Annotated in this window: 22 protein-coding genes; 7 read left to right on the top strand and 15 right to left on the bottom strand. The window is 42.3% G+C overall.

Going from position 1 to position 22820, the window contains the following annotated elements; genetic code table 11:
- Positions 1-149: 149 nt before the first annotated feature.
- Complete coding sequence (locus ZX61_RS19065; RefSeq protein ID WP_049846177.1) at positions 150-2831, bottom strand: bifunctional acetate--CoA ligase family protein/GNAT family N-acetyltransferase; 2682 nt, start codon at positions 2829-2831, stop codon at positions 150-152.
- A 218-nt stretch (positions 2832-3049) separates the two neighbouring features.
- Between ZX61_RS19065 and ZX61_RS19060 the strand changes: the two genes are divergently transcribed.
- Together ZX61_RS19060 and ZX61_RS19055 are read left to right on the top strand one after the other, a co-directional pair.
- Positions 3050-3625: an SPOR domain-containing protein gene (locus ZX61_RS19060; protein ID WP_049846176.1), complete on the top strand. Its 576-nt coding sequence runs from the start codon at positions 3050-3052 to the stop codon at positions 3623-3625.
- A 154-nt stretch (positions 3626-3779) separates the two neighbouring features.
- Positions 3780-4772: a D-alanine--D-alanine ligase gene (locus ZX61_RS19055; protein ID WP_049846175.1), complete on the top strand. Its 993-nt coding sequence runs from the start codon at positions 3780-3782 to the stop codon at positions 4770-4772.
- On the opposite strand, the gene ZX61_RS19050 is transcribed toward ZX61_RS19055, so the two are convergent.
- Positions 4769-5725, bottom strand: a complete 957-nt coding sequence (locus ZX61_RS19050) for a tyrosine-type recombinase/integrase (protein ID WP_049846174.1) — start codon at positions 5723-5725, stop codon at positions 4769-4771. The genes ZX61_RS19055 and ZX61_RS19050 overlap by 4 nt on opposite strands.
- 99 nt (positions 5726-5824) lie before the next feature.
- Between ZX61_RS19050 and ZX61_RS19045 the strand changes: the two genes are divergently transcribed.
- Both ZX61_RS19045 and yciH read left to right on the top strand, forming a co-directional pair.
- Positions 5825-6202, top strand: a complete 378-nt coding sequence (locus tag ZX61_RS19045) for a DUF3319 domain-containing protein (RefSeq protein WP_049846173.1) — start codon at positions 5825-5827, stop codon at positions 6200-6202.
- Between the two features lie 6 nt (positions 6203-6208).
- A complete protein-coding gene (gene yciH / locus ZX61_RS19040; protein WP_049846172.1) occupies positions 6209-6520 on the top strand; it encodes a stress response translation initiation inhibitor YciH in 312 nt (103 codons plus the stop codon).
- Positions 6521-7157: 637 nt separating this feature from the next.
- Here yciH and ZX61_RS19035 read toward each other — a convergent pair.
- Positions 7158-8129 (bottom strand): hypothetical protein, encoded by a 972-nt coding sequence (locus ZX61_RS19035; protein ID WP_049846171.1) that lies wholly within the window; start codon positions 8127-8129, stop codon positions 7158-7160.
- Between the two features lie 280 nt (positions 8130-8409).
- Between ZX61_RS19035 and ZX61_RS19030 the strand changes: the two genes are divergently transcribed.
- A complete protein-coding gene (locus ZX61_RS19030) occupies positions 8410-8751 on the top strand; it encodes a DUF2850 domain-containing protein (RefSeq protein WP_235431362.1) in 342 nt (113 codons plus the stop codon).
- Positions 8752-9402: 651 nt separating this feature from the next.
- On the opposite strand, the gene ZX61_RS23825 is transcribed toward ZX61_RS19030, so the two are convergent.
- The 9 genes from ZX61_RS23825 to ZX61_RS18990 form a co-directional block, all read right to left on the bottom strand.
- The gene (locus ZX61_RS23825) at positions 9403-9549 is read right to left on the bottom strand and encodes a YoaH family protein (RefSeq protein ID WP_082173522.1); all 147 of its coding nucleotides are present in this window, start codon (positions 9547-9549) and stop codon (positions 9403-9405) included.
- Between the two features lie 86 nt (positions 9550-9635).
- Entirely contained in the window at positions 9636-10841 is a 1206-nt protein-coding gene (gene traF, locus ZX61_RS19025; protein WP_049846169.1) for a conjugal transfer protein TraF, read from the bottom strand.
- Positions 10842-10901: 60 nt separating this feature from the next.
- Complete coding sequence (locus ZX61_RS19020; protein ID WP_049846168.1) at positions 10902-11780, bottom strand: DUF2861 family protein; 879 nt, start codon at positions 11778-11780, stop codon at positions 10902-10904.
- Positions 11780-12439: a response regulator transcription factor VxrB gene (gene vxrB, locus ZX61_RS19015; RefSeq protein WP_049846167.1), complete on the bottom strand. Its 660-nt coding sequence runs from the start codon at positions 12437-12439 to the stop codon at positions 11780-11782. The genes ZX61_RS19020 and vxrB overlap by 1 nt, the downstream gene beginning before the upstream one ends.
- On the bottom strand, positions 12414-13838 hold the full coding sequence (vxrA, locus tag ZX61_RS19010; protein WP_049846166.1) for a sensor histidine kinase VxrA: 1425 nt from the start codon (positions 13836-13838) through the stop codon (positions 12414-12416). Before vxrA ends, vxrB begins: the two co-directional genes overlap by 26 nt.
- A 181-nt stretch (positions 13839-14019) precedes the next feature.
- Positions 14020-15396, bottom strand: a complete 1377-nt coding sequence (gene pntB / locus ZX61_RS19005) for a Re/Si-specific NAD(P)(+) transhydrogenase subunit beta (RefSeq protein ID WP_049846165.1) — start codon at positions 15394-15396, stop codon at positions 14020-14022.
- Between the two features lie 13 nt (positions 15397-15409).
- Positions 15410-16960 carry a Re/Si-specific NAD(P)(+) transhydrogenase subunit alpha gene (gene pntA / locus ZX61_RS19000; RefSeq protein ID WP_049846164.1) on the bottom strand — a complete coding sequence of 517 codons (1551 nt, stop codon included), beginning with the start codon at positions 16958-16960 and terminating at the stop codon, positions 15410-15412.
- A gap of 299 nt (positions 16961-17259) precedes the next feature.
- Positions 17260-17538 carry an HlyU family transcriptional regulator gene (locus ZX61_RS18995; RefSeq protein WP_049846163.1) on the bottom strand — a complete coding sequence of 93 codons (279 nt, stop codon included), beginning with the start codon at positions 17536-17538 and terminating at the stop codon, positions 17260-17262.
- A 20-nt stretch (positions 17539-17558) separates the two neighbouring features.
- On the bottom strand, positions 17559-17924 hold the full coding sequence (locus ZX61_RS18990; RefSeq protein WP_049846162.1) for a late competence development ComFB family protein: 366 nt from the start codon (positions 17922-17924) through the stop codon (positions 17559-17561).
- 218 nt (positions 17925-18142) lie between these two features.
- Here ZX61_RS18990 and ZX61_RS18985 point away from each other — a divergent pair, with 218 nt between their 5' ends.
- The gene (locus tag ZX61_RS18985) at positions 18143-19378 is read left to right on the top strand and encodes a GGDEF domain-containing protein (protein WP_049846161.1); all 1236 of its coding nucleotides are present in this window, start codon (positions 18143-18145) and stop codon (positions 19376-19378) included.
- Here the strand turns inward: ZX61_RS18985 and ZX61_RS18980 are convergent.
- Positions 19375-20337 (bottom strand): GGDEF domain-containing response regulator, encoded by a 963-nt coding sequence (locus ZX61_RS18980; protein ID WP_049846160.1) that lies wholly within the window; start codon positions 20335-20337, stop codon positions 19375-19377. The genes ZX61_RS18985 and ZX61_RS18980 overlap by 4 nt on opposite strands.
- Before the next feature lie 206 nt (positions 20338-20543).
- Here ZX61_RS18980 and ZX61_RS18975 point away from each other — a divergent pair, with 206 nt between their 5' ends.
- The gene (locus tag ZX61_RS18975; protein WP_049846159.1) at positions 20544-20993 is read left to right on the top strand and encodes a DUF3069 domain-containing protein; all 450 of its coding nucleotides are present in this window, start codon (positions 20544-20546) and stop codon (positions 20991-20993) included.
- Between the two features lie 30 nt (positions 20994-21023).
- Here the strand turns inward: ZX61_RS18975 and modC are convergent, their stop codons facing one another.
- Positions 21024-22130 (bottom strand): molybdenum ABC transporter ATP-binding protein ModC, encoded by a 1107-nt coding sequence (gene modC / locus ZX61_RS18970; protein WP_049846158.1) that lies wholly within the window; start codon positions 22128-22130, stop codon positions 21024-21026.
- Complete coding sequence (modB, locus tag ZX61_RS18965) at positions 22127-22819, bottom strand: molybdate ABC transporter permease subunit (protein ID WP_049846325.1); 693 nt, start codon at positions 22817-22819, stop codon at positions 22127-22129. Before modB ends, modC begins: the two co-directional genes overlap by 4 nt.
- Between the last annotated feature and the right edge of the window lies 1 nt (position 22820).

The following is a 22820-nucleotide window of genomic DNA, read 5'->3' as shown; positions in this document are numbered from 1 at the left end:
TCAATAGTTAATCGTCGAATTACGATTCATATTACAAGCACTTTTTCATTCGCGCAACCTAAATAAAACCGAATAACCAATTTGATGAACGAGTTAAATAAAATGCCGCTCTATGATCGAGCAGCACATGTTTAGAGCCAGTAATCCACTCAATTCAAAGTGAGAATCATATCGGCTGTACCTTCTTCGAACTGAACATCTAAAGTGAAGCCGAGGCTCTGAGCCAGCATCAGCATCCCACGGTTCGTCGGCATTGTCATACCAGACATCTGTTTAGTTCCTTTATGCTGACAGTATTCAATGATTTTGTTCATCAACACTTTGCCCAGACCATTGCCCTTTAAGTCAGAACGAATCAAAATTGCGAACTCGGCATCGGTATTATCTGGGTTAATAAGTGCGCGCGACACACCAATAATAGGGCTACCTACACGGGTTTGACTTACAGCAACAAACGCCATTTCGCGGTCGTAATCGATTTGTGTCAGATTAGCTAATGCCTCATGATTGAATTCACCCACATCTGAAAAAAATCGCTTATATAGATCTTCTTTTGATACATTATGAATAAAATCAGCATGATGAGGTTCATCTTCCGGTAGGATTGGCCTAAGCAGTACTTCTTCTCCATCCTTCAGGGTGATGATTTGTTCGTACTCAACAGGATAGGGGCGGATAGCCAAACGTTGTTGAGCGTCCCCTTCATATTTCTTCAGAATTAGGTCTGCATCTAAAATGGTGAATTCAGAACCATTTGCGAGTACTGGGTGTATATCCAGCTCATGAACTTGCGGACAATCAACCACCATTTGCGAGATACGAACCAAAAGCTCTGACAAGCCGTGAATGTCCATTGGTTCGGGTAGTTTCTGCGGACGAATCTTTCCACTTTTGATTGCACGAACGATTAGATACCTAGCAAGCGCCATATTGAGTGGGGGCAGAGCTGAAGCAGCATCGATAGATTCATCCCATTCAGAGCCACCTTGACCAATAAGAATCACAGGGCCAAAGGTTTCATCAGTTTTTACTTTGATCCGAATTTCCTCACCTCCGGCCAGCTTCGCCATACCTTGCACCAACAGGCCATGAATATTAGCGGACGGGTAAGAGAGATTCGTGCGATCCAAAATCGCTTCAGACGCACTAGCAACTTCACTACTATTACGTAAATTAAGCATCACCCCTTGAACATCTGACTTATGCGCAATATCTGGCGAGCGCAATTTAACAGCGACCGGATAACCAATTTGTTCAGCAACATGGACCGCCTCACTAGAGTCAGACGCAATCCAAGTTGGCAAAACACGAAAGTCAAAATGACGCAAAAATGTACCAATTTGATGGGTATCCAATGATACTGTATCTTTACCCAGTAACTTAGTATCTATCCACTTTTTGGCTTCGTTGAGTTCTGCAATGTGTACTGGTTCAGCCGTGGTAGGTGTTTCCATTAACTGTTTCTGGTTTCGCCTGTACTCTACCAGGTGCATAAAGGCGACGACTGCGCTCTCAGGAGTTCGATAGGTCGGTATTCCTGCTTGTGTAAAAATATCCCGCGCTGGTTTTGCCGTTAGTTCTCCTGACCAGTTAGTTAGAAAGTTAAAACGCCTATGTCTAGGATGTGATTTTATCGCTTCAACTATCGCTTTAGCCGTTTGCTCTGAGTGCGCTACTGCTGAAGGGCTATGCATGATGAGAATTGCATCAGCGCAATCAGCGTCCATGACCGTATTTAACGTTTCTATGTAACGTTTATCATCGGCATCTCCAACCATATCAATTGGATTGTTGTGGCTCCAACTCGCAGGGAGGATGTTACTCAGCTTCTCAATGGTTTCTTCAGAAAGGTCAGCGAGCTTACCACCGCGTTGCAACAGCGTATCAACGGCCATGATCGCTGGGCCACCACCATTTGTGATAATAGCAAGCTTTTCCCCGCGCAGTGGAACCGAGTGGGTAAGTGTCTCTACCGCAGCGAATAGCTCGTGCGAATTGTTTACCCGGAGCATGCCCGTACGGCGAATTGCTGAGTCGTAAATAATATCTAGTGTGTCATCTCCCCCCGTATGCGCTCGCGCTGCGATTCTGCCCGCTAAGGTCTTACCGCCTTTTAACACCAATATTCGGCGATTCCGAGACGCAGCGCGCGCGGCAGACATAAATCGCCTAGCATCTTTAATCGTATCCACGTAGAGCAAGATTGCTTCGGTGTGAGAATCTGTACACAAGTGATCAAGAAGATCGGCAAAATCAATATCAAGAGCATTACCTAGAGATACAAACGCAGAAAAGCCTATGTTTTTGTCGTTTGCCCAATCCAAGATAGTGGTACACATGGCAGCAGATTGTGAGATGAAAGCGATCTTACCCTTGATTGCTGTCACAGGTGAGAATGACGCATTAAAATTCACCCACGGTAATACAAGCCCTAAACTGTTGGGGCCTAAAATTCTCATGCTGTTATTACGAGCGATGGACAAGCAAGCCATTTGAATACTTTCACCTTCCTTATTTGCAAAATGCATATCCGCTGATAGGACGATGACTGCTTTCACTCCTTTATCTGCCAGTTGTTGAAACAGCTTTTGGTTGTACTTTGCGTGAGTACATAAAATGGCGACATCGGGGACTATGGGTAGCTGTTCTATTGACGAGTAGGCTAGAACCCCACAAACAGACGAGTATTTTGGTGTGACCGGCATGATCGCGCCTTCAAAACCGCCATGGAGTAAGTTTTTCATAACGATATTGCCAGCACGCATCGGTTTGATTGATGCTCCAATAACTGCAACAGATTGGGGTTTCAATAGGTGGGTAAGGTGGCTCATGGCTAGGCTCCTGAAGGGGCGACACGTATAATCGTAACCAACAAAGAACGTTAATACTTGGTATTTTTGATGTTGTTTTAATCAGATCACTGAGGTACAGGTGAAGTTTGTGCCATGTGTCACAGAGTATTGATATATAATTAAAATGTTGGGTTGATTCTAAGTCTATCTAACGGCATGATTTACAGTAATTACTAGTTAAGGCATTTGAATAATTCATGAAAAAAATAGCGATTGTTGGCTTATCAGTGGTGCTTTCTGCATGTGTTTCGAGCGATTATGTGACGGACGTAAGCTCAGAAAGCTATCGTGAGGATTACAAAACAGCAAAGGTTGAACAACCTGTTGTGACGCAGCAAGGAATGACTGAAGGCATCTCTGAAGATAACGTTGCTAAAGTTGTAAATACTGCATCGCCTCAACAGAGTAAAACGGTGAAGATGCAAGCTAAGGCAAAGCCAGCGGTTGCGATTATTCCACCAACCGCCAAACAGCAAGCTATGAACCCACGGTACGGTTTCACGATTCAGGTTGTCGCAGTCGGCTCACAAACTAAAGTCGATCACTTTGCGCGCAAACTACCACGAAAAGACAACCAGCCAATTTGGGAAAACTACAAAATTGTCAATGGTACTAAGTGGTATACGGTTCTTTATGGCGATTATGCAACACGTACAGATGCAAAAGCGGCAATTTCTGAATTGCCTACTGAGTTCCAATCGCTAAAACCATTTGTGAAGAGCATCGATGATATTAAGAACTCACAATATCCAACTCTGAACAAACTCAACTAATACAGGTTAAAGGGGCATTCACCCCTTTTTTATCGTCTATATTTTCTTCGCTCAGATGACAAAACGGATTTTTGTCTGGTAAAACCGTGTAAGTCATACTGGTTTTTATTATCATGGTCTGAGATTCTCCTGTTGTCTCACGGAAAGATATTTAATGACAAATACGACTATTCTTCTTCTTTGCGGCGGTGGTTCTTCTGAACACGAAGTCTCACTGGTTTCCGCCGATTTCCTACAGTCTCAATTAGAATCAACGAAAGGTTTTAACGTTGTTCGTATCGAAATGAAAACGGATGGTTGGTTTACTAATGAAGGTGAACTTGCTTATTTAGATACTAACGCTGGCACTATTAACACTGATTCTGGATCAACAAAATTAGACTTTGTTGTCCCTTGCATCCACGGTTTTCCAGGTGAGACTGGTGACATTCAATCAATGCTAGAGCTTTCAGGAATTCCTTATTTGGGTTGCGGCCCAGAAGCGAGCACCAATAGCTTCAATAAGATAACATCCAAGCTTTGGTATGATGCGCTAGGTATTCCTAACACGCCTTACATCTTCCTTTCAGAAAACAATCAAGATGCATACAAACGGAGCGAAGCCGCGTTTAAAGAGTGGGGCTCTGTGTTCGTCAAAGCAGCCAGGCAGGGTTCATCTGTGGGATGTTACAAGGTAACGGAAATCTCCCAACTTCAAAAAGCGCTTGATGATGCATTCGGCTATTCAGATCAAGTATTAGTCGAGCAAGCAGTGAAACCGCGAGAGCTTGAAGTCGCAGCGTATGAGTACGAAGGTGAACTTCACATATCAAAGCCAGGTGAAATCATCGCACCGGAAGATGCTTTCTATAGCTACGAAGAAAAGTACAGTACTTCAAGCCATTCGGTCACTAAGGTGGAGGCATCAAACCTTAACCAAGAGCAACTTGAATTGATTCGTCAGAGCTCCGAAAAAGTATTCACTCAAATGCGTTTACGTCACCTGTCTCGCATTGACTTCTTCTTAACTCCGGATGGAAAGATTTACCTTAACGAAGTCAATACATTCCCGGGAATGACTCCGATTTCAATGTTCCCGAAAATGCTAGAGCATAACGGACATTCATTTGCGGGTTTCTTGGCAGATTGTGTGAAGAGTTCTCTCTAGTCCCAAGGTTTAAAGCTTTTGTAAACCATACGCTCTAGTGCTGCTTGCGATTGATTGCCAACGTATTGATAAGGCATAGCAGCACTCTTCCATCGCCCGAAACGCTGAATATCTTTTACCTTCATGCCTTGTGAAGCAAGCTCATTTGCGGCTCCAACTCGTAGCGACTGCCCAGAAAACTTAACATCAAGTTTTAGTTTGTCGCTGGCCGAACGCAAAATCCGATATATTGATGAGTCGTCTAGCGTTTCATTACTTAAGTTTCCGTGCTTATCTATAGAATTGAACATTGCACCATTATGGCTACCACGTACATTTATCCAGCGAGTCAAAATTTCGGAGGCGTCCTCTGAAAGGGGGTACTCTTCATTTTCTATCCAAACTTTAAAGACAGAATTATCAAGACAAACACTATCAATACTTAAATCTCTCAATTCAGAGCGTTTAAGCATACATTCGAACATCAGGTGATATATCGCAAGGTTTCTAATATCGCGGAGGTGTTTTGAAGAACCGAGTAGGTTTGTCAGCTCCGTAAGATGCTGTCTACTAAAAGGGGTGGTTGATTTTGCATCTGCTTTCTTGTCAATCCGAAGAGAAGCTAGCAAGTTCCTAACAGAAACATTGGAAGTAGGGTCAGGCATTCCTAGAGTCTTATGAATCAAATAAATGGTCACACCGTAACGTTTAGTGGTTGAATATTTCCTTTGCTTAGACTCTTTTTCTAAGAACAAACGTACAGCGGTAGAAGCTGCGGGCAGAGATTGTACACCTCTATTTGCACAAAAATCGTTAAACAGATTCCAATCTTTGCGCATAGCTAAAAGAGAGTTGCGGGCGTATTCACCATTCATTAATTCATGTAACTCTTCGATAGTTATATTGTTTAATAACTTATTAACGAATTGTATTCTCTCATCTTCACATGTGACGACGCGAACATTTTTCCGCATTTTAACGCACCATAACCACTAAATGTATGATAAATATACTTGATAATGAGAGATTTACAATTATTATTAAACTATCTGAATACAAAGATAATAGTGATTATGGCTGCTGCGACTTATAGAGGTTTTACCCTCAAATCTGCTGGGAATTCGACAGAAATATGGCAAGTACAAATCAAGCAACACGTGTTGTCAGGAAGTATGGCAGCCGTAAAGAAGAGCATTGATTGGTTTTGTGATACCGCAACAATTATCGATCCTAAAGAATTCAATTCTCTGGCGAATACAAAGAAAGCTGAAGGGCAACCCGCCCAAGAGAATTTCCACGGCTACACCATCAAAAATGACACAGGTGACGCAAACAGTTGGTACTGCTTCTTTAACGGTAGGCTAATCAAAGGCGGAAAGCTTGCTATTCAGAAGCACATAGAGGCATACTTAGTCGCTAAGCAAAAAGCTGAACAGCAACAAAAGAAGTAGAACTGTATGACTCTTGTATATAGCACTGACGTAGGTCGCATCAAACCCGAAGAAGACAAACCTCAACGTGAAAAAGGCGACGGTATCGTTCGTATCCAACGCCAAACGAAAGGACGCAAAGGTAAAGGCGTTTCTATCGTAACCGGTCTTGATTTAGACGATGCACCGCTAAAACTATTAGCAGCAGAACTTAAAAAAGTTTGTGGCTGCGGTGGTTCAGTAGAAGATGGCACAATTGAAATTCAAGGCGATGTTCGTGACAAGATCAAAGCACACCTTGAAAAGAAAGGCCACACAGTAAAGCTTGCAGGTGGCTAAACCAATAAGTAGTGAGTTAATCTTTGATTATCGAACTGATTATTAGGTATTTTATGGTAAATCCAGTTATGGTTAATGCGAAAGTATCAACTAACGCTTAAACCGCAAAAATGGAAAGGACACCGGGCTGTCCTTTCTAAATAAGGTATCTAATTTAACATAACGTACATAATACGCACCAATTGGAGTATTTCCTAGTTAATTCGTCTAACTGGCCTGTCTCTTGGTGTTCAATTAGCCGCATATTAAATTCTTCTATGAGCCTTTGTTTAACGGAAAATGATCATCGACCGCAGTATAGCCAACGTATGCGAACTGTGAGCTCACTTTCAATACAGGAACTAACCAGCTCAAGTTGTCTATTTTTCCTAACCTATAGAGTCTTCTAGCATTCCACTCAATTGAGAGTGTAATATGAAGGTAGCAATCAATTCTTTCCGCCTGTAGTTTCAACAGGTTTTCTTCTGTGTCTGTGTCTCTGCCTCGAAATATTCTTAAGTTGAGATTCTACCAAAATATTGATTGACCCAACAATTGGAAAGACATAGTGTTGAGATAGACCCGATAGGAAGGGAAAAGCGTATATGTCCATCGAATAAGATATGCATCAAAAGCTGGTTCCCGTACTTTAAACGAGTTACAAATCATCCAAGCCAGACATTAGAAAGCAATTGACTAGCTTTTTGTTCTCTTCATAGTAAGACAGAAAGTAGACTAGTTCATCTATTTCAATATTGTGAGTGTCTAGATCTACGACAAAGCCAGCATGGTGTTTATTAAAGCTACTTCCAACACGAATGATATAGTCATCTGCTGTAAGTAGAGATGCCCTCGCCTTTACTCGACTAAATAAAGGGGCCAAGTTGGTGTTCTTCCATCCTTTAGGCATGCTGTAGGGAATGCTACTTATATTCATATCTACTCCTACGTCAAGATGGTGCGGCTTAACAAGTGGCTTGATATGTTTTTCAACTAAACTTTTAAGCTTTAAGAATGCGGCTTTCCCTTGTGGATCTGACTTTAAAGGCGATGAGTGTTTTGATTTTAGGTGTTTTGTCCAAACTTTTTTGAACAGTAAGTCTATTGGTTGGCTCAAAAGCTCAAAGACAGACATTTCTAACATAATATCTTTGAGCGGGCTATCTTTAAGCTCGCCACTAAAAATACTATCAAGACCGAGCCTGAATGAAACATCATTTACTCCTACACCCTGTAATAGGTCTACAACTGTACTCCCTAGCCCCACTCCCGTCCCTTTAATGATAAGAAAAGAGGTGTTGTGTATCATAGCCTCTGCCATCGGGTACATCGGTGTTTTTTCTATTTTCCTATCAATACGATTAAACCAAACTTTTATCGTTTTGTGTTTATCGGTGGTATAGATAGACTCACTTCGAAGCGATATAGCGTGCAAAGATTCTATGATTTTAGCCAGTGGCCCTGTCATTACAATATCTGACACAGATGCATCGTATCTCGACATTTTTATAAAGCTCAGCGGAACTGGCTGCTGGACCATTAACCCTGCAGATGGGTGCGCGTGCATTGAGTGGGCTTGATAAAATATCTTCCCTTCAGGGAACAGTTTTTCTTTAATAGCGTTTGGCATATTGCGTTGCTCTTAAATAATCAAGTCACGGAAGAATAACATAATAGCGATATATCACCTGAACAAATGCTGTACTACTTTCCTGTTTTGGAAGAAAAGTGACATTTTTAACATCTCAACACATAGCTGCTAGCTCGGTCTTAATCACACTTTCCATTGCATTTGGCTAGGCTAAATACTCTACAAAGAGTGATTTCACCTTAATCTACGCACAACGGCCGTCGCCTTAAGCATTTAACGGCAACTTAAATTTTACCTGACAATGCAAAAAAACCACTTAATGACTGCTTTGTTTACTACTGTGTGGGTTCTTCTAGCACTATGTTTTTCATCATTAATCTATTTAAGCTATCAAGATTATGTCCATCCAAGGAATGTCTATGGAAAATGGATCGAGGTAGATGCTCCCGATTACAATACCGACGTCCTATTTCTTAACGAACGAGGTGTTTATCGCAATGAACGCCTGATTTCGACCAGGTTTCTATTCGATGGCACAACGGTCACGATAAAAACGGGCCAAGGCAACTATGTGTACCAAGTTGCCGGTTCAGACAACAAGCCTTTGTTAAAACGTTTAGAACCATCGATTCCTCCTAAGCGCTTTGCCAAGGGGTCATAAAGCTCAACTAAACTAAGAATATCGATTGGTCAATAGATATTCCCTTCTATCTCCTCCCCTCTAATACATTACAGCGTAACCCCTATTGGTGACACTGTAATGCGTATTGACGTAACCATTATGCAGCCTTTTATCCCGAACCGCTCGATTCAGCGCTGGTATCTCATATCGGCTTAGACTCCCCGAATATACGCAGACAATGGTATTTCTAAGTTTTTAGACATCTAAATCAAGATCCAAATATTCGGCGCAGATATCAGCCAGTGACCTTAGATGTTTCTTGATTTCAAGGTTACACGATCACACCTCAGAATATATAACTGGCTGATAGTAAGCACTTGCAGACAAAACTTACAAACCTGTAATTTTATTACACAACCCAAATCACAACCACCAGAGCCAGAACATAACACTACGCCAAGTCATTGATTTGGCGCTATTTGCAATTACATAAAAGCACCCCGACAAGACTTTCATAAACATTACAGACTTGAAATGAATTACGGCTTGCTGTTCTTTGTTCTTGCTTAGATTGGCGCGCATGACTATTTACCACACATGCAGTTAGTTATAGTGCTTCATAAATGCCAGGTACAAAAAAGGAGCAGTCTCCTGCTCCTTTCCTTATCTGTTAGTCAGCCTGTGTATAAATTACGGTTTCGCAGCCTGAGCCCGAATTTCTTCAGCGACCATTTTTATTGCCTGAGCGGTGCTTATTCCCTCTGCCATTAACTCTTGAATCTTCTCGACAGCTTTTTGTTGCTCTTCGTGAGAAAGTGGCGGTAAATCATCAAACATAAAAAAGGCTCCTAAAAATTTAGGAGCCGACTATATTATGATTTCATCATAAGTGCCAGTATTTCACTGGTTGCGATTCTAGGTGCTTAATAGCTGGTTAAGAAGTTGATATACGCGCCCATCGAGTTTTCATTGGTGTAACTCGCACCAATATCAAGTTGGAACAGGTTTAGTGGAGAAAGCCCAATACCTGCGGTCACGGTGTCATCGAGGTTGTCATATGCTAGGTTTCGATTCCAACCCGCTCGAAGTTTAAGTTGGCGCATAATGTCAATCTCTCCACCAACTCTTAGCATTTGAGTGTTATCGTTAAAGTTAGTGAACTTCTCTTCTTCGTCTAGATCGTAATCCACACTTAGAGTCGCGTAGTCTGCGACAAGCCCAACACCTACGGTGTATTGAGGGCGCATCTGATAATCATAAGTAACCGCGCCGAATGTTCTTGACTGACTAGCGTCAATTTTCGATGTCACGGTTGAAGCTGACAGTTCTTGAGATTTAATATCACGAGAGACTAAGTTCATCGCTGAAAAGCCAACGCGTAACGGACCATAAAACCATAAGAAGCCAGCATCTAGGTTGAACATTGTCTCGCCTTGACCATTTTCTCTGATGTCTTTGATATCATAGTTGTTAATGTTGGCGCGATATACGTATGTATAAATGCGCTGTAGCTTGGGCGTTACACCAAATGCAATATGCTGCCCTAGAAACGTTTGATATTTGGCAAGCGAGAGTCCAACTTCAGTAACTCCAAGACCTACAGCGTTCACCCCACTTAGTTCTGCGTTAATTGCTGGATTTAGGTTTGGGGTAGCACTGTTGGCCCCTGAGTATATATCAGTCTGAGCGAAAGATTCTGCATAAGCCTTACCAAATACATTTGCAGCTATGTAACGATTAGGTATTGCAAATGCCACAACGCCGCCAAGTTCGAGATTAGCAACATCACCTTCGAGTGCATTTAAAGTCGATTCCAATTCAGACACGTTGGAATAGTCGCCATCAACAGCTTGATTAATGATATCTGACGCCTTCTCCAGATCATCGACCATCATATGCTCATCGCTGTATGACAAACCAAAGCTGGGGGTGATCATCCCCACGTCATCATTACGACGATAAATCGCCGTTAATGCTGGGTTATAAAATGGTGCGGTTAAGAAATTTGCAGAAACTACACCGACTCCGCCCATTGCGTCTCCGCGAGCTTCGATAGCGTAATTCGCAGCCGATGCCGAACTGGCTGCAAGTGCAATAGACAATGTAAGAAGTTTTATTTTATTTTCCATAATCGGTATAAACTTTTTAGTTCCATATGTTTATATCGTTCTATTGTCTATTAACTTTAGTTATTCCTCCACAGAAACATCATGTGTCTTACTAATTATTTGTGACTGTTCCACAATTATTGGTCCTTGCCACCTTTGGTGAGTGATCGAAACGGCCAAAACATACCTTCCTTTTTCGACATTGGTATTGTTCAGAGATGTTGGGTAATCAGAGTCATAGCTTTCGCTCCAAACTTGGTTGTAGCTCCCATCTATATAGTCATAAAGCGCAACATCCAGTTTCGGTAGCGGACAGTGTGAATTTAACAGTGCGTTTCGGTCCAACTTCCATTGAGCTTTCGCGTCCCAGCGTACACTCATTTTCGCCTTTGGGTCACCAAGTACTAGCCAGGAACTCCAAGATGATTGATCGGCGGCCGTCACATCGATTCTGTATAGTCCACTTCGAACTCTACTATTTAGGTTGTACCGCTTAACGTACTTCTGACTAGCGATATCGCTGCTAGGAATCGTATGGACTAAAGAGTTGTCGATTGAAAGGGTTTTAGAGACCCAACGAGTCAATGAAATATCTTTAATATCTCGGTTTGATTCGATTTCAACAATCGCACGATACGCATCCCGCCCCGGGCTTTGGATCTCTGTTCGACGAACAGTCACATTGCTGATCCATTCTGGGAGTGAACGGTTATCTAGACTTTTTCCGCAATCAACATCTAACGACTGAAGAAACAGATCATTCAAATGGGGGGTAATTTCACGATTCTTTTCGAGTTGCCATACTTCCACCAACGATGAAAACATCGTCGGTAAATCACCGTCTAAAAGATGCCGATGCGCTTGCGTCAAAGGTGAGTTGCTTTCAAACCATGGTACTTGTTCGGCAGTTGTTGGCGCACTCATAATCAGTGCGCCAACTAATAGTTTGATTCTATCCATTAAGCCTTCATTTTGTAGCCAACGCCACGTAATGTTTCTATCTCGAGACCTGGTAGTTTTTGGCGAAGCTGAAGTACGTGCGTATCGACGGTACGCGTTGTTGGAAAGTGGTTGTAACCCCATACGTGATCAAGTAGCTCATCACGGGTAAAAACTCTGCCTAAGTTACTCGCCAAGAATAACAATAGATCAAACTCAGTTCGGGTTAAGGTAATCAGCTCATCTTTATATGTGACTTCACGTGTCGCTTTATCAATCAAAAGATGCTCAGTCTCTACCTTGTTGTCATCTTGCGCTTCACCTTCTGGTGCACGTAATTGTGCACGGACCCGTGCGAACAATTCTGCTTCAGCAAATGGTTTGGTGAGATAGTCGTTTGCTCCAGCATCTAACCCCATTACTTTGTCTTTTACCGTAACTAGCGCAGTCAGCAAGATCACTGGCACATCTTTGATCTTCTTCCACTCGACTAGATGATCAACAGAATCACCATCAGGGAGTTGGCGATCAAGAATAACCAAATCCGCTTTATCCCAGTACTGTGCTACGTCTGCGATCGTTTCTGAATGGAAGCACTCATACCCCGCTTGCTCTAAGCTAACCAATAGACCGTCAGCTAAGTTTTTATCGTCTTCAACAAGAAGCAGTGTCTGTTTCACAAGGTATCTCCAATATAAACGCTGTTGGTGGCCCAATTAATGACATTTTACCGCCCATTCGACCAACCATAGATTCCACTATGGTTAAACCAAGACCAAGTCCACTTTTGCTCACAAAAGGTTTACGTAACTGGCGCCAATCTTTAGCGGACAGTTCGCCCTGATCTTGCACTTTAACCGTGATTTTCTGTGTATCTGTTGTGACTTCTAGTACAACAGGTGCAACCCCATATTTGATGGCATTGCGGATCAAATTATCTATACATGTGCCAAGCCAGTACACATTTAACTTGGCCGCCACATCTTGATTTACCAAGAGTTTTACTTTTCCGTTAAACTCTTCTTCCACCTTAAACTCCAGCCACTCTTGGACTGAAGGCACCCAATCTGTCGCTAAAGGCTTGTTATCTGATTGAAGGTAGTCTTTACTAGCTTCAGCTAATTGCCTTAAGCGTCTGGAATCTTCGCATAAACGGCGAAATTCATCATACACGGATTCAGGTAGGTGTTCGAATTCACGTCTGAATCCTTCAACAGTTAAAGACAAGCTTGCAATCGGCGTCCTAAGTTCATGAGTCAAGATTTGCAGGATCAACATCCTGCTTTTCATTTCTTGTCTCTTCGTATTCCAACGGTATGCAGACCATCCTAGCACTAACAGTATGTTTGCAATAACCAATGCCACCATACTAATGCGTAATATATCTGAATGGTCTTCAACGTCCCAACATAGGTTGCCACGCTGTACAAAACAGCTATTTGTCTCTTTTCTTAAACTAAATGACAATCCCGCTTCTTCAACGGCTTGTTTCCAAACACTCTCTGGATAGATTAAGTAGTTGTCACTTTTTCTTAACCACAGTTCATTGCGCTCAAGAAACATACTAGAGCCAGCAATCAAGGCTACCATTGCATCTTCATCCATTCTTTGTAGTCTGCCTAGCAAAGTAGTATCTGAAGCAGTTGGGCGCTCTTTTATATGCATATATTGCTGTAACTGCTCTATATACTCTGGGTATATTTGAACATATCTACTCGCATAGGTTCCCCCGCCTGGGTGAATTAATGCACTTCGTGCAAACCATTTTTCGCTGAGCCTGTTCCCTTTACACATCGCACGAGTAAACACCAGTGGCTCTGTAATTAAAGGGCTTAGTGGCAACTTCCCCGTACAATTTTGCGCAAGTTGATACAACCTCTGAATATCTTTTAAAGGATATGCCGACGTTTGTGGCAACATTGATTCCGGAGTAAGTAGCCTAGTTGGGTAATCTGACTGTAAGCTTCGGATATCATAAGAAACCGTAGCTTGTGCTTGATCGAACAGATCAACAAAACGGTCGATACGCTCTGGTAAAGACTCTGCAGATACACCACCTGATAAGAACGCAATACCCATTGCGATCACTTTAACTGTTGTCTTAATCAATGCAAAAATTCATTAAATCAGTAAGTTATGATTTAGAGTAAAACATTATGGCAAAAATATAAAACTGAAATGTAATATCAATGTCAGAAATAATACTCATAAAACAAAAGAAGCCAGCATAACGCTGGCTTCCGTATAATGTAATCCTAATCTACAAAGCTTTGAAGATAGATTCCACACTCTCTTTAGCATCACCAAAGAGCATCTGAGTATTTTCTTTGAAAAACAGTGGGTTTTGTACCCCTGCGTAACCTGTATTCATTGAGCGTTTAAATACAATAACGTTTTTCGCATTCCACACTTCAAGTACTGGCATACCCGCAATTGGGCTATTTGGATCATCAAGAGCGGCTGGGTTTACTGTATCATTCGCACCAATAACCAATACTGTATCCGTTTCAGAAAGGTCGTCATTGATTTCGTCCATTTCAAGCACGATGTCATAAGGCACTTTTGCTTCGGCAAGTAAAACGTTCATATGACCAGGCAAGCGCCCAGCTACAGGGTGAATACCAAAACGTACTTCTACACCATGTGAACGTAGTGTTTCGGTAATTTCATGCACTGGATACTGTGCTTGCGCAACCGCCATCCCGTACCCTGGTGTAATGATAACTGACTTTGAGTTCTTAAGCAGCTCAGCCACATCTTCAGCATTTGTTTCTCTGTGCTCACCTTGTTCAGTATCAGATGAAATAACGATTTCCTGACCGAAGCCACCAGCAATAACACTGATAAACGAGCGGTTCATCGCCTTACACATAATGTATGAAAGTATGGCACCAGACGAACCCACCAAAGCACCTGTTACGATTAACAGATCGTTTGCTAACATAAAGCCCGCTGCCGCTGCCGCCCATCCTGAGTACGAGTTAAGCATTGATACTACCACTGGCATATCTGCGCCACCAATAGAAGCAACCAGATGGTACCCAAACGCAAATGCGATTAACGTCATTACGATTAGAGCAAACATACTGCCATCGGCATTGACGAAATGAAGCATAAGCAAAGTTGAAACAACAATCGCTGCAAGGTTCATTTTGTGTTTATGCGGAAGGCTTAGAGGTGAAGATGAGATAATGCCGCGAAGTTTACCAAACGCGACCACTGAACCAGTAAAGGTAACAGCACCAATGAAGACACCCAAGAACACTTCCACTAAGTGGATGACGTGTTCTGCATGGGTCGCAGCTTCTGGTGCATCTAAATAGCTATTGTAGCCAACCAATACCGCAGCCATACCAACAAAGCTGTGAAGAATTGCCACTAACTCTGGCATTTCTGTCATTTCAACTTTCTTAGCATAGTGGATACCTATACCACCACCGATCACCATCGCAATAAGGATCCAAACAAACCCTTCAGATTCTGGGCCAAAGATCGTTGCGATCAATGCGATCGTCATACCTGCAATACCGTAGTAGTTACCCGATCTTGCAGACTCCTGCTTAGACAAACCCGCTAAGCTCAATATAAAGAATAATGCAGCAACAATATAAGCCGCTTGTACTAATCCTGCAGACATTCCCTGTTACTCCTTAGTCTTTACGGAACATTTCAAGCATACGCTTGGTGACGGTGAATCCGCCAAAGATGTTGATGCTTGCTATTAATACCGCTATAAACGATAAAAATGAAACAACGCCATTACCCTGTCCAATCTGCAGTAGCGCACCCACAACAATAATGCCTGAAATCGCGTTCGTTACCGACATAAGTGGTGTATGCAATGCATGAGTAACATTCCAAACTACGTAGTACCCCACAACACACGCTAAAACAAAAACCGTAAAATGCGACAAGAATGCCGCAGGAGCTACAGAGGCAACCCATGCAAACGCACCTAAACCAGCAACCAAGCCGACGATCTTCTTGGTAGGAGACGTTGGCTCTTCTTCTTTTGGTTCTTGCTTTATCGTTGTTTGGGCTGGTTTTTGCTCTGGCTGCGCAGATACCTGAATCGGAGGTGCAGGCCAAGTTACCTCACCTTCTTTAACAACGGTTACACCGCGAAGCACTACATCTTCAAAATCTATGTTGATATTGCCATCTTTTTCTTTGGCTAACAGCTTGAGTAGGTTAACAATATTTGTTGAGTAAAGTTGAGATGATTGCGTAGGAAGGCGACCGACCATATCGGTATAGCCGACAATTTTCACACCGTTCTCTGTAGTGATGACTTTATCTGCAACCGTGTATTCACAGTTACCGCCGTTAGCAGCCGCTAAATCGACAATCACACTACCCGCCTTCATGCTATCAACCATTTCCTTGGTGATAAGTTTCGGGGCTGGTCGGCCCGGAATCAGAGCGGTAGTAACAATGATGTCAACGTCTTTTGCCTGTTCAGCATAAAGCTCAGCCGCTTTTTTGTTGAACTCGTCAGACATCTCTTTCGCGTAGCCATCGCCAGAGCCAGACTCTTCTTTGAAATCAACTTCTAGAAATTCTGCCCCCATCGATTGTACTTGCTCTTTCACCTCTGGACGAACGTCAAAAGCACGGACAATAGCGCCCAAGCTACCAGCAGCACCAATTGCCGCCAGACCCGCAACACCGGCCCCTGCGACTAGTACTTTCGCTGGTGGCACTTTACCTGCGGCCGTGATTTGCCCCGTGAAAAAGCGCCCAAACTCATGGGCAGCTTCTACAACTGCTCGGTAACCAGCGATATTCGCCATTGAAGAGAGCGCGTCTAGTGCTTGCGCACGAGAGATACGAGGCACTGCGTCCATCGCCATTACATTAATGTTTTTGCTAGAAAGCTTTTCCATTAATTCAGGGTTTTGCGCTGGCCAGATAAAACTGATCAAACTCGCACCGTCTTTCAACAGCGCTATTTCATCATTTTCTTCACTGAAAAGAGGAGCATTCACCTTAAGAATTAGGTCTGACGCCCAAACCTCTTCTGAAGATACAATTTTTGCTCCCGCAGATTCAAAAGCAGAGTCGTCAAAACTCGCCAGTTCACCTGCTCCAGTTTCGATATTAACTTCGAAACCTAACTTTAATAACTGCTCAACCGACTTTGGCGATGCAGCCACTCGCGTTTCTCCAGCGAGTATTTCTTTTGGCACACCAATTTGCATTAGCTATTCCTTGACTATTCGCAACAATGATTGTTCTGTTTTTATCCAACGATTTTAGATACTTCAAGCATTTTGTAACAAAAACACAAAATATCATTACATATAACCGATGGTAATGAACCATTTTGCTTATCAATTTGCTACCTAACCACACTATATGAAAGTGACAGGAGGTCAAACCAGTAAGCGAAAAATCTCATTAAAACAATTAACTATGTGACATCCACATACAAAAAGAGCCATCAGAATAACGACTAATGGCTCTTAAAATTATGATGCTTGTCAATTTGGGGGAGAATCTACTGAAAAATGTTGTCACCCATTTGATCGATAAACATTTGCGCCTTCTTAAGCATAAATTCGTTGGCATCGTTTGCACTTGGCAACACATCTGAGCGAATAAAACGATGTGTTTTGATTTCGTCCCCAAATTGCTTGGTAATTCGACCCGCAATTCGATATTGACCACCTTCTGCCAATGCTTCCTGATAGATAAGAAAACCTTTATATTCTAGTGGCTCAACGTCAACTTTAGTTTGTTGTTTTTGACCACCAAACAAGCGAGAAAAAAGTCCCACAAAGTACTCCTTGGTAACGATTAGTTTTTCTTAAGAATTGGTTTTTCAAACCACTCTAACTCGATGTTATCGTCAAACATCTGCTGTTTGCTAAACACGACAAGAACTTCATCTTTCCTGTTTTTCCTGCGATCGTCAACGATCATTGTACATGCGGCTTCTAAAGCCGTGGCTGCATACTCTTTCAATGTAACTAGGCGCTCTTCTGGGAGTGCTGAAAGAAAGTCAATATCGTAGCGAATGTATACTGGTCGCAGTTGGGATAAGGCAAGGCATGCAAGGTCAGCTAGTTGTTCATGGTCGAAGTTGTTAACATACTTTGCTTTTGTCAACTCTTGACCAACTAAGGTTTCCATATAATTATGTACGTCCACACTTATCTGCATATCTATCAACTCCTTTTGAGGCGATTGTTCTTTCTAGTATGTTTTAAAAAGTTGCTCGTTTCTACGTAATTGCGCATTTCAACACCAATATATGACCACTATCTATACGTAACACGAATTTTCATCTATAAGTTTAGTAAAAAGCTTGGAAATTCATCAAATAAAAGTATTCTTAGCAAGTTGCTAATCAATAATTAGATCCTGTCAGGCTAGGTTGAATGTCATTTTCTCTCGTCTCTACAAATTGGTTCCGTCTCTCGTTGCCTTTGATGTTGCTGACGTTTATTGCATTTGGAATGAATAACGTTATCAGCCTAACCTATTCAAACTTGGGTATCGTATCTAAACTTCCATTTGTTTTGTTTGTTATAACTATAGTGCTAGGGGATGTTTTCAAACAAAGTAGAATTGCAATGGTTGCGTCAGCACTATTAGTCTCATATTGGTTGATACAAGAACGTTTGCAATCCCCCCTCTCTTTGGGTACGACAATTCTTGAGCTATCGCTTCTTGCCGCGTTACTGCCGATTGCACTCATTTTTGTCTATAGCTACAAAGATTCCGCATTATTTACCCGTTCCTTTGGGTTCTATCTTTTCAAGATAGCAATGCTTGTGTTGTGGTCACATTTAATCCTAACGTATTTTTATGAAGGTGGATTTGACAATATCGATGAGACATTTCTATTCGTATTGCCCGAAATATCAAAGCTACCATTTATACTTGTAGTTTTTCTTTTAGCAATGGTGCTCATACTGTCTATCTGCGTGTTGAATCGAAATAGCATCATTGATGTGGTCATTTATTCAGCAACCTTGTTGTCTGCCACTACGTTTGTTTTTTTCCATGTCACCTACATTTCTAGCACCATGTTTTCGTTGGCAGGTATTCTGTTACTCGTTTATCTCCTTTCAGCAAGTTACGAGCTTGCGTTCATGGATACACTTACTGAAATCCCTGGTCGACTCGCATTGGAATCTGATCTAAAACATTTAGGCCGAAGCTACACCATAGCGATGTTAGATATCGACCATTTTAAATCTTTCAATGATACTTATGGTCATGATACTGGAGACGATGTCCTTAAACTGGTAGCAAGCAAACTTCAGCAAGTTGGTGGCCGCGCTAAAGTTTATCGCTATGGCGGTGAAGAGTTCACCGTACTCTTTAAAGGAAAGCTATTAGAGGATACACATGATCACCTCGAACTCCTGAGAGCCTCTATTGAGGGTTACGACATGACCCTGCGCAATCAAGACTCTCGTCCAAAAGATGACAAAGTCGGGTCAAGAAAACGTGGGGTGGCAAAACAAAAAGATTATGTAAACGTCACTATCAGTATCGGCGTCGCTGACAGTAGCGAATCAAATAAGGTATCAGAGGTAATGAAGGCGGCTGACAATGCGCTATACAAGGCGAAAAAGTCAGGCCGAAACCGTGTTTGTTTTAGCTAAGTAGTTAAGTCAACAGCAACAAATTGATTGCGCCCATTCTCTTTGGCTTGATATAAGCGTTCGTCAACACGTTCATAAACCTGTTCTATAGATTCGCGTCCACTAGGAACAAATTGCAACACGCCCTGTGACACTGTCACCATAGATGACACGTCACTATACTCATGCGGTAAACTAGCGTCTTCTAAGGTTGATTTTATTCGCTGTGCGTTGTTCATCGCGGTTTCAAAGTCTGTATAACCGAGTATGATGACAAACTCTTCACCACCATAGCGCCCAACTGTCTCACCACTTCGTGAGAATAAACGATTTAGGATTGCAGCAATTTCAACTAAACACTTGTCACCTTCGATGTGGCCGTAGTTGTCGTTGTAAAGTTTGAACCTATCTACATCTAGCATGATAATACTTAATGGCAACTCATGGCGCCCATGTAAAGAGATCATCTCAGCCAGTTTTTCGTCAATGTAACGACGATTTTTAACTTTAGTTAACCCATCTTCTTGCGCTAACTTGGCTAATTCTTCATTGGCTTTTGCCAGTGCTACCGTCTTTTGTTTCAGCTCTCGACGCATGAAGGCGATTCGTTGCATCGCAATCAATTTGGAGTTAAGCACTATTTTGTCGACGGGTTTGATCAGATAGTCATCCCCACCAGCTTCAATTGCACTTGCGATCATGGTTGGTTCATCATGGCTACTTAAGAAAATAATTGGTACCCAGTCAGGGTAAAGCTCTCTGATTTTTGACGAAACAATAAATCCGTTCATTTGTGGCATGGAAATATCGAGCAACACTAAGTCTGGTTCAAGCTGAGGGTATAGCGCTAAAGCTTCTTCACCTGAGCTCGCCATCTCTACACTATGTCCTAGCTGTTTCAACCTGATAGCAAGTTGGATCCGCTCCATTTGAACGTCATCTACCAGTAGGATCTTCATCGATGAGCCTGTTACTTCCACTATTCCACTACCCTTAGTTAACAACGTCTCAACTCATGTCTTTTGACCATTAAGTAATAAATGGGCCAATGAGCAAAAACAATCAAGAAATCACATGTTTAACAAAAGCATACTTCACCTTGTTCTAATCATCCATCCAAGGTTGACATTTGGCCCCAATTTTTTACGATAGCGCCGATACACACACATTTTAAGAGAAAATAGCCATGTCTGACGTTATTCAAACAGAGCAGAAAAAAGTAGATCTAGCAGAGGTTTCCGCTGAACTTCGCCAAGTAATTGAATTTGATGATGTTCCGGAAGCAATGCATTTGATGGTAACGTCAATCCATGAAGTTTCTGAAGATGCTGTTCGCGAGTCTTGGAATGAGCTGCCGAGCAGTGCCCAGAATGTTTTAGACAACTTTGAGCAATTCCATGCTTTAGTTTCTGTCAGCCAAGCTTTTGCTGGTCTGAACGTAATGGAAGAGTTCCCTACTTTGGATCTTCCAAAAGACATGTCAGAGCAGCAGCAGGAAGAGTACCGCGCGCAATTACTTGATCAGGTACTGCACAACTGCGTTAAAGATATGGTTAAGCAAATCAAAAAAGCGCGCCGCGACCCAATTTTGAAGCGTGACTTTACTGACGTATTTACTAAATCACAAATACGCTAAAACAAAAACGCCGCAATATGCGGCTTTTTTTTAATGGGATAAGACAATATCTCTTTGAGTCACACTCACCCCTTTAATTTGTACATACACCTTGTTACCCGCTTTAAGATCTAATTCATCTCTTGCCCAAGCCGTAACCGTTGCCATTAGTTTGCATTCTTTCGATAGCTCGACTTGAACTGACACACTGATTCTATCTTGGCTATTACTGTGAGTTTCTATCTTGGAAACAGTACCGGGCAACACATTGCGAATAGAGGTATGTCTAGGTTTCGCAAGCATTAAAGACACATCATTGGCTCGTACTTGAAGCCTTACAGGAGAGCCGATCTCTCCTTCAATTTTCTGTACCCATAATCTAACCCCTGGTGCTAGTTCGATTTTAGATAATGCGTAGTCATTATTATGCTCAACAACACAACCTTCAAAAAGGGAACTTTGCTCAGAAAAGGATTGCCAAGGTTTCATTGCTCTTGAAGACCACACCTCTTCAATTGGACCAGATACAGCGACTTTTCCTTCATCTATAACCACTAAATGACTCGCAAGTCGAAGGACTTCATTCAAACTATGTGATACGTAGATAATCGGAATTTCAACTGTTTGAGATAGCTGCTCTAAAAAAGGCATCACTTCTCGCTTTCTCGGTAAGTCTAAAGAGGCAAGCGGCTCATCCATAAGCAAGATATCTGGTTTTGACAACAAAGCTCGCCCTATCGCGACACGTTGTTTCTCGCCACCAGATAATTGGTGGGGGTAACGATAAAGCAAATTCTCAAGTGATAAGAGTTGTACGATTTGCTCAAAGTGCTTTGAATCGGAAACTGACACGCCATAGTTTAGGTTGCGCTCGACTTTGAAATGAGGAAACAATCGAGAATCTTGAAACACGTAGCCAACGTTACGCTTGTGGACTGGGACATTGATCTTACGAGCGGAGTCAAAAAGAGTTTTACTACCTACGCTAATCACTCCGCTTTCCGGCTGTGTCAGCCCCGAGATAACATTAATCAGAGACGTTTTTCCAGCCCCCGAACGACCGAACACAGCGGTAATTCCCCTACTTGGGAGTTTTAGATCAATGTCGAAATGCGTATTACCTAACGTCTGTTGATAGCACGTCGTAATTTCGTTCATGCCTCTGCTCCTAATCGACGTGCGCTGACTCTGGCAAGCCACTCAGATATCAGCATGGATGCAAGAGCAATGGCAATGGAAATCAAGCACAGCCGCATCGCTTCTTGTTCCGAGCCAGGGGTTTCAATAAAGGTATACATTGCTAATGGAATTGTTTGAGTTTCACCGGGAATGTTGGAGACGAAGCTAATGGTTGCCCCAAACTCACCCAAACTTCTAGCAAATGAAAGCATGGTTCCAGTAATGATCCCAGGGATCGTCAAAGGTAAGGTGATAGTAAAAAAGATCTTAATTGGTGAGGCGCCAAGCGTCGCTGCAGCCTGTTCTAGCCGACCATCGACGCTTTCTAAGCTAAGTCTTATTGAACGCACCATCAAGGGTAACGCAACGACGACACATGCGAGCACAGCTCCTTTCCAACTAAAAGAAAAAACCAGCCCCCAATGTTCGAACAGCCAGTTTCCAAATACTCCTTGCCTGCCCATAGAAATGAGCAATAGATAGCCAATCACTACTGGTGGTAAAACTAACGGCAGATGGATGATCGCGTCGATCAAACTTTTACCAATAAACTGCTTTCTTGCCAATAACCAAGCAAGTGCTATACCGAGAGGAATTAGCCAAACAATTGCGAAAAACGCAACTTTCAAACTCAACAACAGTGCTTGATATTCGTAGTCGGTTAGCAAA

This window comes from Vibrio sp. VPAP30, from assembly GCF_001188205.1.
In the GTDB taxonomy this organism is placed as follows: Bacteria; Pseudomonadota; Gammaproteobacteria; order Enterobacterales; family Vibrionaceae; genus Vibrio; species Vibrio bivalvicida.
Note: the sequence above shows the minus strand (reverse complement) of the source record. Positions and strands in the feature narration are given on the sequence as shown.